The following is a 14,498-nucleotide window of genomic DNA, read 5'->3' as shown; positions in this document are numbered from 1 at the left end:
TTAGTTTCTCTTTATTCTCTATTCCCTAGCTTTTTATCGTTTGTACTTATAATACCCTTTAAACTCATTATTGCTCTTGAGAAACTCTACTATTGGGTCTAAAAAATATTTCTCTTTTATATCTAATCCGTTTTTACTAGATATTACTTCACAGTCCTTTAATTTATCTTTCAAATCTAAGGCAACTGCTCTTTCTATATGGCTTTTCCTACATTGGAATGATGGTGATACATTGTACTCTTTTGTATTCTTTCTGTTGATATAAACACAGTTCTTGCATTGGTAAGCATCACAGTTTCTGCATAGATTGCTGTTTTCAATTTTATGTAAGCGTGCACCGTATTCCTTTATTATGCCTTCTTTAATATCTCCAATAAAGCCATCTTCATTACTTGAATACTCTGCACAGCAAGTATATATTTTCCCTGCTGGTGATAAAACGAATGTGTTTACTCCAGCTTGACAGTTATCGTGTTTGTCTAAAAGTAACATATCTGTTAATAGATTTATCTCTTTCAATATCCCTTCTTCTTTCCATATCCTTATTACTTTGTCCCTTATCTTCTCCATTTGTTGTCTGTATTCTTCTTCGTTAAAATGCCTGTCTAGTTCCGTTATATTTATATTGATTCTGTTTGAAAACTCTATTAACTCATCTACTGCTTTGCCTAACTCTTTTATTTCATTTGCTTTTACGTTCAGTATTACATTGTCTATAAATATCTTTTCTTTCCAAACATCTTCTATAGCATATACTGGTAATATTCTCTTGAATCCTTGTTTTTTTGCCTGATCATAATATCTTATGGGAATTATATGGAGTATATCGTAGGATGTGTATTCTTCTCTATTTTTTAGGGTTTGTCCGTTTTCTCCATGTACAAATATTGGTACATATACTTATTCTATAGTTCCAGTACCAATCGTGATCTAGTTCAAATGCCCTCATCTTAAAATAATCCGCTATTCTATCTATAAGCTTAGCTTCTATCAATGGTTCTCCACCTATGAATTCTAATATAACAGCTTCTGAGTATCTCATATCATCAGTTGTAAGTAAAAGATCTATAAAATCTTTAGCTGTATCAAAGCTCATGATGTTGTCAGACTTCTTATGAGTTATGTAACAGTACTTACATCTTAAGTTACAGTCATCTGTTACTACAAAAGTAACTGTCTGGGCTCTGTCTGCATGCCAACTGCCAACTTGCTTTCCAAAGGTATAGTTGTTTTTGATCATTTTGCTCCCCCTTGTTTATTTCGTTATATAAATAAATCGTATGCATTTATTACTATATTTCATATATTTAACTCTGTTTCATCTATGAAATTATTTGTTCAGCATTGTTTGTTTGTGATATACAGTATGCAAATATTTTATAGTTCTCTATTATTGCATACTATGCATTCTTCTTAAATATTAATTGAGAATAATCTATCTAGATTTTCGTATGAACACGTAAAGTGAATTAGTAGGCTAGCTCAACTTTAAAAACACATAAAAAACTAATTGGACAAGTGTAGCCCATAGTTGTTATACACTTTACATTCTTATTGAGAATTTTATCAATATCTTCATTTAAAATATTGAATAAATTATTCTCTACTTTGCTACTATACATATTGATCTAATTCAACTTGCTGTAACCCAAAAATATCATGTCTAAATTTCTTAAACAACCTCTTTGGCATAAACGGTCATTTAAAAGGCATAAACGACATGAAATAATCAAAACTAAACCTGAGCTGCTTAACTTATCTCTAAAAAAAACATAGATATGCTTCATTTTCTATTCTTAAGATTGGCGTTGTTCAATTAAGACTTACTATTAGTGAACATATGGAGTCTTTTAAAAAGTGATTGTATGTTCTAAAAATCTAGGGGAATCAAGTACATTATGATCATATGATTGAAATTATTAGGAGCAGGTATTCTCTTGATTTTTCTGAGATTTAAATCAAAACTTAATTTACATAAGAATTAATGCAGATAAAATTGTTGAAATAATATCAAGTCATATCTAATAGGATTTCAATATCCGAAATTCTTAAGTTTGTATAATAATAGAAGCAGTTTTTTTGATTTCATAAATCAAAAAAACTGCCCAAGACCACTGAAAAACTATAGTTTTTTGAATGCTATTTTGAAACGAAGTTGAAATATCTTATTTATCAAAGGATAGCTAACTCATGAAATAAGAGCCATGCTACTTTTATTTATTTGCTCTTTTTGTAGCTCATTGACTAAATCTATAGCAGGATCAAGTTCCTCATAGAAAAATGTTATGAAATCTCCATTCTTTGCTTCAGAAATTGCAGTTCTTAGTGCATCTACCTCTGATAAAATAATCTTAATGTTATCAGGGTTATAGTTGGCACTTACTAGTCCATTATACAGTATATTGGCTACTTCTCCTGGTGCTCTTCCTCTCAAATCACTATCTTCCTTTATATATACCTTTGAAAAAATTTCAGCACACTTTACTCCAATATTATAAATCTGTTCATCAGTCCTATCACCAGGTACTCCTATGACGCCCACCGCTCTTAGAACACTTAGTTTACTTATAAACTTACCAACCTCTTCATATCCTCCAATATTATGCCCATAGTCTATCATTACTTTTATATTTTCTAAGTCAAAAATATTAAATCTACCTGGATTCATACTTAAATCAGACTTAAATGTATTCAATCCTTTTCTAATAGCAGAGAGAGACTCACCTAAACCATATAGTACACTTGAAGCTGCTAACACATTCTCAATATTACACTCTAGTATACCATTGAATGTTATTGGAATACTATTTAAATCAATAAGCTTCGTTTTTTCAAAGTTATCAAATATATATATATTGCCATTTTCTATAAATAGTCCTATCTTGCCTTCATTTATATGTTTAACAAGAATTGCATTCTCATGTGTTTTAGAAAATAGAATTATATTACCACTTGCCCTATCAATTAAATACTCAGCCATTTTATCATCAGCATTTATTATAGAATATCCATCAGACTTTACTGCTTCTAGAACCAGAGACTTTGCAAAGGCCAAATCCTCAATACTTTCTATGCCATCAAGTCCAATATGATCATCCCCAATATTAGTAACGAGTCCAACATCCGCTAAATCATAACCTAATCCTTTTCTAACTATCCCTCCTCTTGCTACCTCAAGTACTGCAACATCTATCTCTTTAGAGCTTAAAATATTTCTTGTGCTTAATGGTCCTGTATTATCTCCTTCTAATATACATTTATTATTGATATAAATTCCACTTGAAGTTGTCATTCCAACTTTGTTTCCAGATAGTGAAAGAGAATGACTAATTAATCTTGTAGTTGTAGTCTTGCCATTAGTTCCTGTGATAGCAACAATAGGTACAGAATAAGGAGTTCCCTTCGGATAAAAAAAATCTAATATATCAGAAGCAACATTTATACTATTACCTATTGTTGGATATAAGTGCATACGTAGTCCTGGAACAGCATTAACTTCTATTATCGCACCGCCACACTGGGTGATAGGCTTTGATATGTCTTCAGTGGCCATGTCAATTCCTGCAATATCTAGTCCAATCACTTTTGCAGCAGCTACAGCAAGCTTTGCATTATCGGGATGTATAAGCTTAGTACATTCTATGGCACTTCCACCTGTGCTTATATTTCCATTTTCCCTTAGCCTGACTACTTGCCCTGCTTGAGGAATTGAAAACTCTGTTAGATTATTTTTTCCCAAATAATTTAAAGCTACATTGTCAAGCTTTATTTTAGTTTGAGGCTTCTCATGACCATAACCTCTTAAATCACTTTTATTTTCTATATCAACTAGTTCTCTAATAGTATGTATCCCATCTCCAACAACCTCTGGGGCTCTCCTTTCTGCAACCGCACATACCTTATCATTAACTACTAATACTCTATAGTCTCTGCCCTTTATATATCTTTCTACTAGTACACTTCTACTATGTTTTGCAGATATATGATAGTTATCTTCTAGCTCTTCTGGTGAATTGATATTCAGAACAACACCTTTACCCTGATTCCCATCTAGAGGCTTTAATACAACTGGATATCCAATAAACCTAGCTATATCTAGTGCTTCATCTACTGTATTAGCCACATCTCCATGAGGTATTGGAATATTATTTTCCATGAGAAGCTGTTTAGTTATCTGTTTATTACATGCAATATCTATAGATATTCCACTTGTAGAGTCAGTTAGAGCAGCTTGAACTAGCCTTGAATATTTTCCGTATCCAAGTTCTAAAATGCTATCATTTCCTAATCTTCTTACTGGTATTCCTCTTTTTCTAGCTTCTAAAAAAATAGCTTTTGAGCTTGGACCTAGCTCAAATCGGTCTTTAATTCTATTTATATGATCAATTATTTTATCCAGTTCAACATTCTCATCATTTATGATACTCTCAACAATATTAACCGCTTGTTTAGAACATTCAATAGCTACCTGTTCATTTTCATATTCAGCTACTATATTATATATATAAGGAGCTTCTTTAACCCTTGTCTTACCGAAAAACACCTCATATCCTGCTATGACTTGGAGTTCTAATATTAAGTGCTCAACAACATGACCAAAATATGTTCCTTCTTTAATCCTTTCAACAAATCCGCCAAATTTTCCTATTCCACAATGATGTTCTATTAAATTAGGAAAAAGACTTAACAGTCTATTATTAAAGTCAATAAAATCTAATGTAGTTTTACCGCTTAACTCCTCAAGATCTAGTAACATGTGAATTACAGGCTTGTGACTATATATGTTTCTTCCATTAAATGTTTTTATGCTTATGATTTTCAATTGCTCTGCCTCCTAACTTTAACTTGATGAACATAAGATTAGCCTATCTAAAAACTTCTCTATTTTTCAAATCATAGCTATAGCCATCTGGCAGCACATGTAATCTTATATTTGTAATTGCCAGTATTTCATCTGGTTTTGATTCAGATACATTTGACTCCTCTATAGACCTGCCATCAACTATAGTTACTGCATTTGTTCCATATACTTCAAAGGTATCATCGGGATATACAATTATTGAGGTATCTTCATCTATCCCAATACCTAAAATATCTGGGTTCTCTGCCACACCACAAAGTAATCGACCAATTCTACCTCTCTGAGCAAAATGCTGGTCTATTATGGAATTGCTTAGTAGGTTTAGACCAGGAGCAACTTTTAGAGTACACTTTCGTGCTGGCTCATTGCCATCTCCCTCAATTATCATAACACTACTCATAGCAGAAGCCCCGGCACTTGTTCCTGCTATGATTCCACCATTTTGATAACATTCAAATAGTGCCTCACATGCTTTTGTTCCACCAATTATGCTGGTAATTCTTAATTGGTCTCCACCTGTGAAAAAAATTCCCTCCGAACTTCTTATTTTCTCGACATAATCTTCATCATTAGCATCTTCTCTGCTATCTATATTCAATATATCTATATTAGTCATGCCTAGCTTTTCGAATACTCTTCGATAATTGTCTCCAACTATATCTGGCTCTTTTGTAGCTGTAGTCAATACTAAAAGCGATGAATCATCGTGTTCCATAAGTCTAACGAATTTCTTAAGTATCTCCATTTTATCTTCCTTATCCTCTGCTCCCCCTATTATTAGGAGAACACCTCTTTTGCCTTCTTTCATACATATCCTCCGTAATCAAAGTTAGTTAATATATCTTTTTAAAACTTTTTTATCAGATACAAATATGGTATTTTATTTATACTCTTGAAATAAACTTACTCAATCAAGACGAGGTGACGAGATAAATATATAAATTTCTAGTTTTTTGTTAAACACTTATTAGTATTAGCAATAATGATTAAAAAATTAGCAAATTAAAATTTTTTGTTTTAAAATGTAGCACTTCCTAATACTAAATCGTCTAAATATATGAAAATAAAAAAAGAATAAGGGGGAATTTTTTATGAGCTTACTTAAATGTAAGTGGGTTTTTAAAAACTTTTCTTTAATTCTTATTACAATCATATTATTAAGCTTTTCGTCAGCTTCAGTGTTAGCAGATAGGGGTTTAGTCATTAGTACATCCTATCCTGGTATTGAAGGAAAAGCAGGAGAAACAATTGACTTCCCTTTAAAAATTGAAAATAATACTTCAGACACACAAGAAGTAGAATTAAAAATCAGTTCTATACCTGATAAATGGGAGTGGAATTTACAAGGAAATGGACGAACTGTTAATAAGGTCATTGTTGACAATGATTCATCTGTAAATGTATCACTAGGTGTTTCCATACCTTCGGATGCTAAAGAAGGGAATTATAAAATAATCGTACAAGCTAAAGGAGCAAGTATATCTGACAGCTTGACACTTGATATAAGCCTTAAGGAGCTTACAAAGCAAGACAGTAAACTTACAGCTGAGTATCCTGATTTAGAAGGAACACCTTCAACCAATTTTAAGTATAGAGTGAATCTAACGAACAATAGTAGTACTACTCAGTCTTATAGTTTGGAAGCAAATCTACCAAGAGGATGGCAGGCTACATTTTCTCCAGCATCTTCAAGTGAAAAAATAGCAAGTATTAGTGTAGACCCTAATAGAAATCAAGGAATTGATATAAATATTGATCCACCTGATCAAGTAACCGCAGGAGAATATACTGTACCTATAGTAGCAAAGTCTGCAGAAGAAACTTTAAAATTAGATTTAAAAGTAATTATCAAAGGCACTTATGATATAGAGTTAAGTACTCCTACAGGAAAGCTAAGTGATACTGTTTATGCTGGTAAGGAAAAAGGAATAAAACTTGCTATAAGCAATACTGGTAGTACAGATTTAGAAAATGTCACTCTTAGCTCCTGGGAACCTAATAATTGGGAGGTTACATTTGAACCTAAGGAAATCGATGTATTAAAAGCTGGCGAAACTAAGGAAGTAATTGCAAAGATAAAGTCAGACAGTAAGGCCTTAGTTGGTGACTATGTAGTTAGATTAACAGCACGGACTCCTGAAGACAGTAGTACCCAAGAATTTCGAATTACAGTAAAAACCTCAACTACTTGGGGTATCATAGGAATCTTAATAATAGTTGGGTTAGTCGTAGGCCTTTACTATATATTCAAAAAGTACGGGAGACGATAGCCATGACTGTTAAGTACATTATTGAGACTGAAAATTTAACTAAAAAATATGGTGACTTGACTGCAGTAGACAGCTTAAATCTTAAAATTAAAGAAGGAGAAATATATGGACTGTTGGGCCCAAATGGAGCTGGCAAAACAACTACGATTTTAATGATGCTAGGTTTATCCGAGCCTACTAGTGGTAGGGTTTTAATAGATGGGTACAATTCAACTACTGACCCAATAAAGGTTAAGAAAATAGTAGGTTATCTACCTGATAATATGGGTTTTTATGAAGATTTGACTGGAAAAGAAAACATACGGTTTATTGCAGAGTTAAATAAGGTAGATATAAAGAATTTAAGTAATAAAATTGACTCAATATTAGAAAGAGTAGGCCTATCAAATGCAGGAGATAAGAAAGTAGGCACTTATTCTAAGGGTATGCGTCAAAGACTAGGCATTGCAGATATTCTCATTAGAGACCCAAAGGTAGTAATATTAGATGAACCTACGCTAGGGTTAGACCCTGAGGGAATTGAATACATGCTAAATCTAATATATGAGCTATCCAGAAAAGATAAAAGGACAGTTTTGATTTCTTCTCATCTTCTACATCAAATACAAAAAATATGTGATAGAGTAGGTATTTTTGTAAAAGGCAAACTTCTTGCCTCTGGACCTATCGATTCACTTAGTGAACAAGTATTTGGAAATGAGTATTTTAATCTAGAAATTAAGTCTGATAATGCAGATGAAAAGCTTTTTGATCTAATTAAAAATATTGCTGAAGTTGAAGAGGTCCATAATGAAAACAATAAGATTATTATTAAGTCGAAAGCAGACATAAGAAAAAAAATGGTTAAGATATTGTATGAAAATAATTATAGCCTCCTACACCTAAAACTACTGGAAAGAGATCTTGATGATATCTATAAGAAATATTTTGAGAAAAAGGAGGTATTAGATGCTAGCAATTAGGTTTGATGGATTAGGTCCCTTATATAGAAAGGAAATCTCTGACCATTTAAGGAGCAAGAGATTTACTTTAATTCTTATACTTGTATTTATAATAGGTTTGTCTAGTATTTACAGTGCAGGCCTTGGAATTAGAGAAGCAATAAATAAAGAGACTGATGATTTTGCTTTCCTAAAACTATATACCAGCAGCGGAGATTATATCCCATCTTTTGTCTCTTTTATCTCTTTTTTAGGACCATTAATAGGTCTAGCCTTAGGATTTGACTCTATAAATGGAGAAAGAGCAAGAGGAACATTAAATAGGTTATTATCTCAACCTATTAACAGAGATACGGTTATAATTGGCAAATTTCTTGCTGGTATGAGCATTTTATCTATAACGGTACTAACTCTTGGAATAGGAATTGCAGGATTAGGGATTTTGCTAATAGGTATACCTCCTACTCTTGAAGAATTCGCAAGACTTATAGTATATTTATTTATAACAATACTATATATAGGAATATGGTATGCAATTTCTTTAATGTTTTCTTTGGTATTTAAACAAACTGCTACATCGGCTTTAGCTGGAATAGCGTTGTGGATTTTTATGTCAATTTTCATAAGTCTTTTTGCTGGTTTAATTGCAAATGGGCTTTATCCAGTAGATAACCAAGCTACTGTTGATACAATGCTTAAGCACGAATCCCTTAAGCAAAATATAAATAGAGTATCTCCATCAACCCTTTATAATGAAGCCATGACTACAATCTTAAATCCTGGTGTAAGGTCTATTGGATTAGTTTTAATCACTCAGCTAGAAGGTGCTATAGCTAGCCCACTTCCTTTTGGTCAAAGCCTGATGCTAATATGGGCACATATAGTCACAATGGTAGCCATACCTCTCATTTGCTTTGCCATTTCCTATATAATGTTTATGAAACAAGAAATTAGAGCTATATAGGACTAGGCATATTAGTCTGTATTAGACTAATATGCCTAAATGATATAATTTTGATGTATTTGTCAAAAGTTTTGATAGTATTACTGGAGTTGGTATTATGTTATCAGAACCCCAAAAAATAAATAGCAAGAAAGAAACCCTAGAATATTTGATGAAAAGATTTGGACATAAGGTTTTAAAATTAGCCTATTATTATGTCAGGGATAGATACCAGGCAGAAGACATAGCCCAAGAGGTATTTTGCAAAGTATATGAAGGACTTGATAACTTTAGAGGCGAAAGCTCTTATTATACATGGATTTACAGAATTACAGTTAATAAGTGTAGGGACTACTTGACTTCTTCATCATTTAAACGATTATTCTTCTGGGACAATATCAAAAAACTAGACTCTATTAAAAGACAAAACTATACCACTAGACTTTTTGAAGAAATAGAAGGTGGAGAAATTTTTAAAAAAGTAATGGACTTGCCTACAAAATATAGAATAGTCATTGTTCTATACTACCTAGAAGGCTTAAATACTAAGGAAATCGCTCAAGTATTAAATCTAAAAGAAAGCACAGTTAGAACCAGACTTTGTAGAGCAAGAGATAAACTAAAAGAAATTCTGGCTGAGGAGGTCTTAGAATGAACGACAAAGATTTAGATAAAAAACTACATATAGCTCGGCATCAGTCAGAGAAGTTTTTTGAACAGTTTAATTTCGACCAAAGTAGAAAAATAGTACTCAAAAAAATATTAGATAAAGAAAATATTAAATCTAAAACATCAGAGAAATTTTTATCAATATTTAGTGCTAAGGTGTTTATAAAATATATGGCAGCTGCCTTTAGCGTAATTTTCATTGCCCTTTTTGTAAAGCAAGCTGGTAATAGAAAACTTGAAAATGTAGGTTCTCCAGTATTACAACAGACTATTGAATTAGACGATGTAGAAAACAATCATTTAATCAATTATTTTCGATTAGATAATCCTAACAAAAACAATAATTTATTAGCAGTACTGTGGCAAAAAGATCTTAAGGGCGATTATGAAATTATATATAGTAGTATTATGGAAAATACTGACATTCCCAATCCAGTAACAGTTATGAATATTCCATTCAGTGACAGTAAATTTGCTCTTGTATCCTCTAGTAATAATGATAAAAACTTCATTCATTATAGACTTATTAAATATAACAATAATTCTACAGAAACATATTTGGAGAGAAACTACGTACCTGAAGGAAAGGTAAGCTTTTATAATGGAATGTTAATAGAAGAAAGAACTGTTTCTAATGATTATCATATAAAGGACGATAAAATTCCTGTATTAAAATCAAGAAAAATTTATAGGTATTTTTTACCTCTAGAGTTAAACAATAATGGAAGGTTTTCCATATCCGCTAATGAAATTAAGCTCAAAAAGGGTGCCATACTCACATTTTTATTAGATAAGGATGCTTTACCTCTAGAATTTGAATATAATGATAGAATTATAAATGAATCAAATAAAAATCTGGACAATAACGAATTTAGTAATACTTCTATAAATTTTGAAGCTGTTGAGAAAGGTTTTGTAAACCTGATTATCAAACAAAAGGAATATACAAACCAAGTAAACGAAATTTTAATAGAAGTAGTAGATTAAAATCAGCATAAGCATAGCACAAACTGCATAAAAACTGTCACCCTGAGCGTAGCGAATTTCTCTCTGCCTTTTTAAAGGCAGGTTCTTCACTACGTTCAGAATGACGAAAATCACCATGAGAATGATTTTTTACACAGCCTGAAAATCTCTTTACGGCATTACTTTAGTCTCTTTAGAAGCTCAGTTAAGTACTCATAAACCCTCTTAGTAGATGAAATGCTAAGTCTCTCTTTTGGTGTATGAACATCATACATATTGGGTCCAATGGATATTATATCTAATTTTGGATACTTCTTTGCAAATACTCCACATTCTAAGCCTGCATGAATAACTGTAGATACCATTTCTTTTCCATACATATCCTTATAAAGCTCTAATGCTATATCTCTTAATTCTGATTTAGGATTGTATTCCCATTCTGGATAACTTCCGCTAATACTGTACTCTGCTTTAGCCTGTCTGATTTTATCAACAATCTTATTACGTAGCTCTAATAACATATCTTCAGATGAGCTTCTTATAGACACTTGGATAACAATCTTATCTTTTTCTGTTCTTACTATAGCTAAGTTACTAGAGCTTTCTACTATTTCCTTGCTTTGAGGCATCCAGGTAAATACTCCTGTTGGAATAGTATCTAAAAGTAGGACTACAGAATCAAAGGTTCTCTTATCAAAGGTTTTTGATGCTATATCCCCTTCTGCAACAACTATATCTATATCTGGTTCCTCTGACTTATATATATTTATAGTCTTATTCTTTATTTCCTCAATCAAGCTTTTAAACCTAAATATGTCCTCTGTTTTCACTGCAATTTTAGCTGTTGTCTGTCTAGGAATTGCATTATCCTTAGTTCCACCTGTTATAGACACTAGCCTTATATCTATAGTTTCTAATATTTCTTTTAATATACCATTTAAAATCTTATTGGAATTACCCCTAGGCTTGTGAATTTCTCCGCCAGAATGTCCACCCATTAATCCTCTTACCGTTAAATCCACTTCCACATAATCATTCACTTCTTCATAATCTACTGGAACTCTTGCTTCTATCAACTCTCCGCCAGCAGAACCAGCTATAAGCACACCTTCTTCCTCAGTGTCTATATTAAGCAGTCTAGTTCCCTTCAAGACATTTTCAGATAGTCCAAGGGCCCCATCCATTTCAGTCTCCTCGGATGATGTAATCAGAAGTTCAATACTAGGGTGCTCTAGAGTATTATCCTCAAGTATGGCTAACCCCATAGCCAACGCTATTCCATTATCTGCTCCTAGAGTTGTCTTATCTGCATGAATATAGTCACCATCAACTATTAATTTTATGGGGTCTTTGCTAAAGTCATGATTACAGTCATCTTCCTTTTCACAAACCATGTCCATATGACCTTGTATGATAACTCCTTCTGAATTTTCATATCCTGGTGTAGCAGGCTTTCTGATGATAACATTTAATACTTCGTCTTGAATTGTCTCAAGCCCCAATTTTTCTCCTATATTTTTAATGTAATCACTTATTTGTTGCTCATTATAGGAACACCTTGGAATTTTAGATAATTCTTCAAAATAATAAAAGACTCTCTTTGGTTCTAATCCTTCTAGCTTATTCACTGTATTCCTCCCCTCTTGAATTCAATTGCTAATACCAATTATACCTTATTGCAAGCAATTCTTGAATCCTATTTTCTCTAGATGTGGCTAAAGAAACTTATTTGTCAGCATGAGCATAGGCCCTGTGATAATTCACATTCTATACAGGTCCATTTATATCACTAAGAATGACAACTTCACACAGTCTAACTCAGATAAAGATTTTCTCTACACCAATGTTTGCAGGATTAGCATTATGATTGAGAAAACTCCTATTACCCCCATCAACGGAAGTATAAATCTTAACCACTTATTATATGTTACATCTACCATCTCAAGTGTTGCTAAGATTAGTCCTGTTGGAGTAATAAAGGACATCCATCCTTGTCCCCAGTTATATGCAGTAACCACAACAGCTCTTGATATACCAACTGTATCAGCCAAAGGTGCCATTATGGGCATAGACAGTGTAGCAAGCCCAGATGATGATGGAACGAAAAAACCTAGGAAACTAAACAGTATCATTTGAACTGCTGCAAAAATACCTCTATTCATATTTCCAACTACTGACGATGTATAATTAAGTAAAGTATCAGAAATCATTCCATTATCCATTACTATATTAATAGCTCTTGCCACTCCAATTATAAGCACAACTCCTATTAAATCTGCTGCACCTTCTAAAAATGTATTAACAGCTTCTTTTTCTGAAAAACCTGTCAGGAAAATAATTATTATTGCTACTGCTAAAAACAAACCTGACATTTCTGGAAACCACCAAATACCTGTAGATACTCCCCATATCAATATAGGAAATGCACCTAAGAATACGAGTAGCATCAGAATTCGTCTCCAGTTAAATGGCGCTACATTTTCCGGGTCATAGTATTCTAGGAATCTCTTTTCTATTCTTTCCTTGTCTTCGTAAATCAGAGAATTCTTCGGGTTCTCTTGCACTCTTTTTGCATAACGATAAATATAAATAAGTGTAATAACCATAGCCAATACTAAGCTTATTGCACGAAATACAAGCCCTTCGCTAAAGGAAATTCCTGCTGCATCTGAAGCAATAACTACTGAAAATGGATTTACAGTTGAAAACATACTTCCAATAGAAGAACCCATATATATGGCTGCAATACAAACTATTGCATCATATCCACTTGCTAGGAATATCGGCATTAGAATAGGATATAGTGCGATGGTCTCTTCAGCTAAGCCAAATGTAGTCCCACCGAGGGCTATTAGTAATGAAACAAATACTACTAATAAGAATTCCTTTCCTTTAGTTCTCTTAGATAACGCTGCAATTCCTGCATCAAAGGCTCCTGATTTATTAACCAGTCCAATAATCCCTCCAAGTATCAACACGAAAACCATAATATCCACTGTATCCATAATTCCTTGGATAGGTGACATGATAACTGATAATAATCCTTGAGGTGATTGTTCTATTCTCTCATAAGTACCTGGAATAGCAATAGGTTTTTTAATACTTCCATCTAAAAACTTATTGATATTCATTCTAATGTTTAAGCTTTCTAAAGTTTCTTGTGTCGCTGGATAGCTACTGACTTCTCCTTCATGGTTTTCTACTAAAAATAAATTTTTATCTGGGTCATATGATAGTTTTGAGTATAGTCCTGCTGGCACTATATAGGTTAATATAGCTGCTAGTATTAGTATGATAAATAGCACCGTAAAGGCTGTAGGAAATTGAAATTTTTTCTTCTTTTTCTCTTGCTCTTTCATGTTTTCATCTCCCAATAATTAGTTATTAAAATAATGTTAGTTATCATTAGCAATTTATAAATCTAGTTTCAATTATTATATGTAAAAGCGGTTTAGTTATTATAAATATATATGGAAGAAATAATAAATGCCGCAAAATTTGCTAGAAATCAATATAGTATTACGGGGATTTTTTGCCAACATAATGCCAGTGTGGAAAAACTTGAAATATATCTAACTAGTGACAAAACAAAAAAATTGCAATCACAATGCCTATTTTGAAAAAATCATCAATTATTATTCTAGATGAAGCTATAGAGCTTCGATAGATTCGGAAAAATGCAGATATGATTCTATCACTAGAGGAAGCTATAATTGTTCAAAGAGATATTCATAAGGAATTAATGGACCAAAAATATTTACATAAATGCTTTAATTTAGCTCAGAACAAGCAGGATTAAAATAACAACCACCTATTACTTACCTAAAGGTAAATAATAGGTGGTTTCT

General features: G+C 32.4%; 11 protein-coding genes. 5 read left to right on the top strand and 6 right to left on the bottom strand.

Going from position 1 to position 14,498, the window contains the following annotated elements; genetic code table 11:
• Positions 1-33: 33 nt before the first annotated feature.
• The 4 genes from DW1_RS15135 to DW1_RS04850 all read right to left on the bottom strand — a co-directional run bounded on the left by DW1_RS15135 (position 34) and on the right by DW1_RS04850 (position 5,669).
• The gene (locus DW1_RS15135; protein ID WP_278335722.1) at positions 34-702 is read right to left on the bottom strand and encodes a CXXX repeat peptide maturase; all 669 of its coding nucleotides are present in this window, start codon (positions 700-702) and stop codon (positions 34-36) included.
• Between the two features lie 145 nt (positions 703-847).
• Positions 848-1,240 carry a 4Fe-4S cluster-binding domain-containing protein gene (locus DW1_RS04860; protein WP_074349515.1) on the bottom strand — a complete coding sequence of 131 codons (393 nt, stop codon included), beginning with the start codon at positions 1,238-1,240 and terminating at the stop codon, positions 848-850.
• Between the two features lie 948 nt (positions 1,241-2,188).
• Positions 2,189-4,822, bottom strand: a complete 2,634-nt coding sequence (cphA, locus tag DW1_RS04855; protein WP_074349514.1) for a cyanophycin synthetase — start codon at positions 4,820-4,822, stop codon at positions 2,189-2,191.
• A gap of 43 nt (positions 4,823-4,865) precedes the next feature.
• The gene (locus DW1_RS04850) at positions 4,866-5,669 is read right to left on the bottom strand and encodes a cyanophycinase (RefSeq protein WP_074349513.1); all 804 of its coding nucleotides are present in this window, start codon (positions 5,667-5,669) and stop codon (positions 4,866-4,868) included.
• A 283-nt stretch (positions 5,670-5,952) separates the two neighbouring features.
• Here DW1_RS04850 and DW1_RS04845 point away from each other — a divergent pair, with 283 nt between their 5' ends.
• The 5 genes from DW1_RS04845 to DW1_RS04825 all read left to right on the top strand — a co-directional run bounded on the left by DW1_RS04845 (position 5,953) and on the right by DW1_RS04825 (position 10,671).
• Positions 5,953-7,131, top strand: a complete 1,179-nt coding sequence (locus DW1_RS04845) for a COG1470 family protein (RefSeq protein ID WP_074349512.1) — start codon at positions 5,953-5,955, stop codon at positions 7,129-7,131.
• Positions 7,132-7,133: 2 nt separating this feature from the next.
• Positions 7,134-8,093 (top strand): ABC transporter ATP-binding protein, encoded by a 960-nt coding sequence (locus DW1_RS04840; RefSeq protein ID WP_074349511.1) that lies wholly within the window; start codon positions 7,134-7,136, stop codon positions 8,091-8,093.
• Positions 8,080-9,036, top strand: a complete 957-nt coding sequence (locus tag DW1_RS04835) for an ABC transporter permease (protein WP_074349510.1) — start codon at positions 8,080-8,082, stop codon at positions 9,034-9,036. The genes DW1_RS04840 and DW1_RS04835 overlap by 14 nt, the downstream gene beginning before the upstream one ends.
• 97 nt (positions 9,037-9,133) lie before the next feature.
• Positions 9,134-9,670: a sigma-70 family RNA polymerase sigma factor gene (locus DW1_RS04830; protein WP_074349509.1), complete on the top strand. Its 537-nt coding sequence runs from the start codon at positions 9,134-9,136 to the stop codon at positions 9,668-9,670.
• On the top strand, positions 9,667-10,671 hold the full coding sequence (locus DW1_RS04825; RefSeq protein WP_074349508.1) for a hypothetical protein: 1,005 nt from the start codon (positions 9,667-9,669) through the stop codon (positions 10,669-10,671). Before DW1_RS04830 ends, DW1_RS04825 begins: the two co-directional genes overlap by 4 nt.
• A 158-nt stretch (positions 10,672-10,829) precedes the next feature.
• On the opposite strand, the gene DW1_RS04820 is transcribed toward DW1_RS04825, so the two are convergent.
• The gene (locus tag DW1_RS04820) at positions 10,830-12,278 is read right to left on the bottom strand and encodes an aminoacyl-histidine dipeptidase (RefSeq protein ID WP_074349507.1); all 1,449 of its coding nucleotides are present in this window, start codon (positions 12,276-12,278) and stop codon (positions 10,830-10,832) included.
• A 207-nt stretch (positions 12,279-12,485) separates the two neighbouring features.
• Entirely contained in the window at positions 12,486-14,009 is a 1,524-nt protein-coding gene (locus DW1_RS04815; RefSeq protein ID WP_074349506.1) for a YfcC family protein, read from the bottom strand.
• Positions 14,010-14,498 lie beyond the last annotated feature (489 nt).

Origin of the sequence: Proteiniborus sp. DW1, from assembly GCF_900095305.1 — a bacterium.
In the GTDB taxonomy this organism is placed as follows: Bacteria; Bacillota; Clostridia; order Tissierellales; family Proteiniboraceae; genus Proteiniborus.
Note: the sequence above shows the minus strand (reverse complement) of the source record. Positions and strands in the feature narration are given on the sequence as shown.

Coding starts and splice junctions, on each gene's coding strand:
- DW1_RS04835 (WP_074349510.1), top strand. CDS start 8,080: ATGCTAGCAATTAGGTTTGATGGATTAGGTCCCTTATATAGAAAGGAA.
- DW1_RS04830 (WP_074349509.1), top strand. CDS start 9,134: ATGTTATCAGAACCCCAAAAAATAAATAGCAAGAAAGAAACCCTAGAA.
- DW1_RS04840 (WP_074349511.1), top strand. CDS start 7,134: ATGACTGTTAAGTACATTATTGAGACTGAAAATTTAACTAAAAAATAT.
- DW1_RS04850 (WP_074349513.1), bottom strand. CDS start 5,669: ATGAAAGAAGGCAAAAGAGGTGTTCTCCTAATAATAGGGGGAGCAGAG.
- DW1_RS04825 (WP_074349508.1), top strand. CDS start 9,667: ATGAACGACAAAGATTTAGATAAAAAACTACATATAGCTCGGCATCAG.
- DW1_RS04860 (WP_074349515.1), bottom strand. CDS start 1,240: ATGATCAAAAACAACTATACCTTTGGAAAGCAAGTTGGCAGTTGGCAT.
- DW1_RS04815 (WP_074349506.1), bottom strand. CDS start 14,009: ATGAAAGAGCAAGAGAAAAAGAAGAAAAAATTTCAATTTCCTACAGCC.
- DW1_RS04845 (WP_074349512.1), top strand. CDS start 5,953: ATGAGCTTACTTAAATGTAAGTGGGTTTTTAAAAACTTTTCTTTAATT.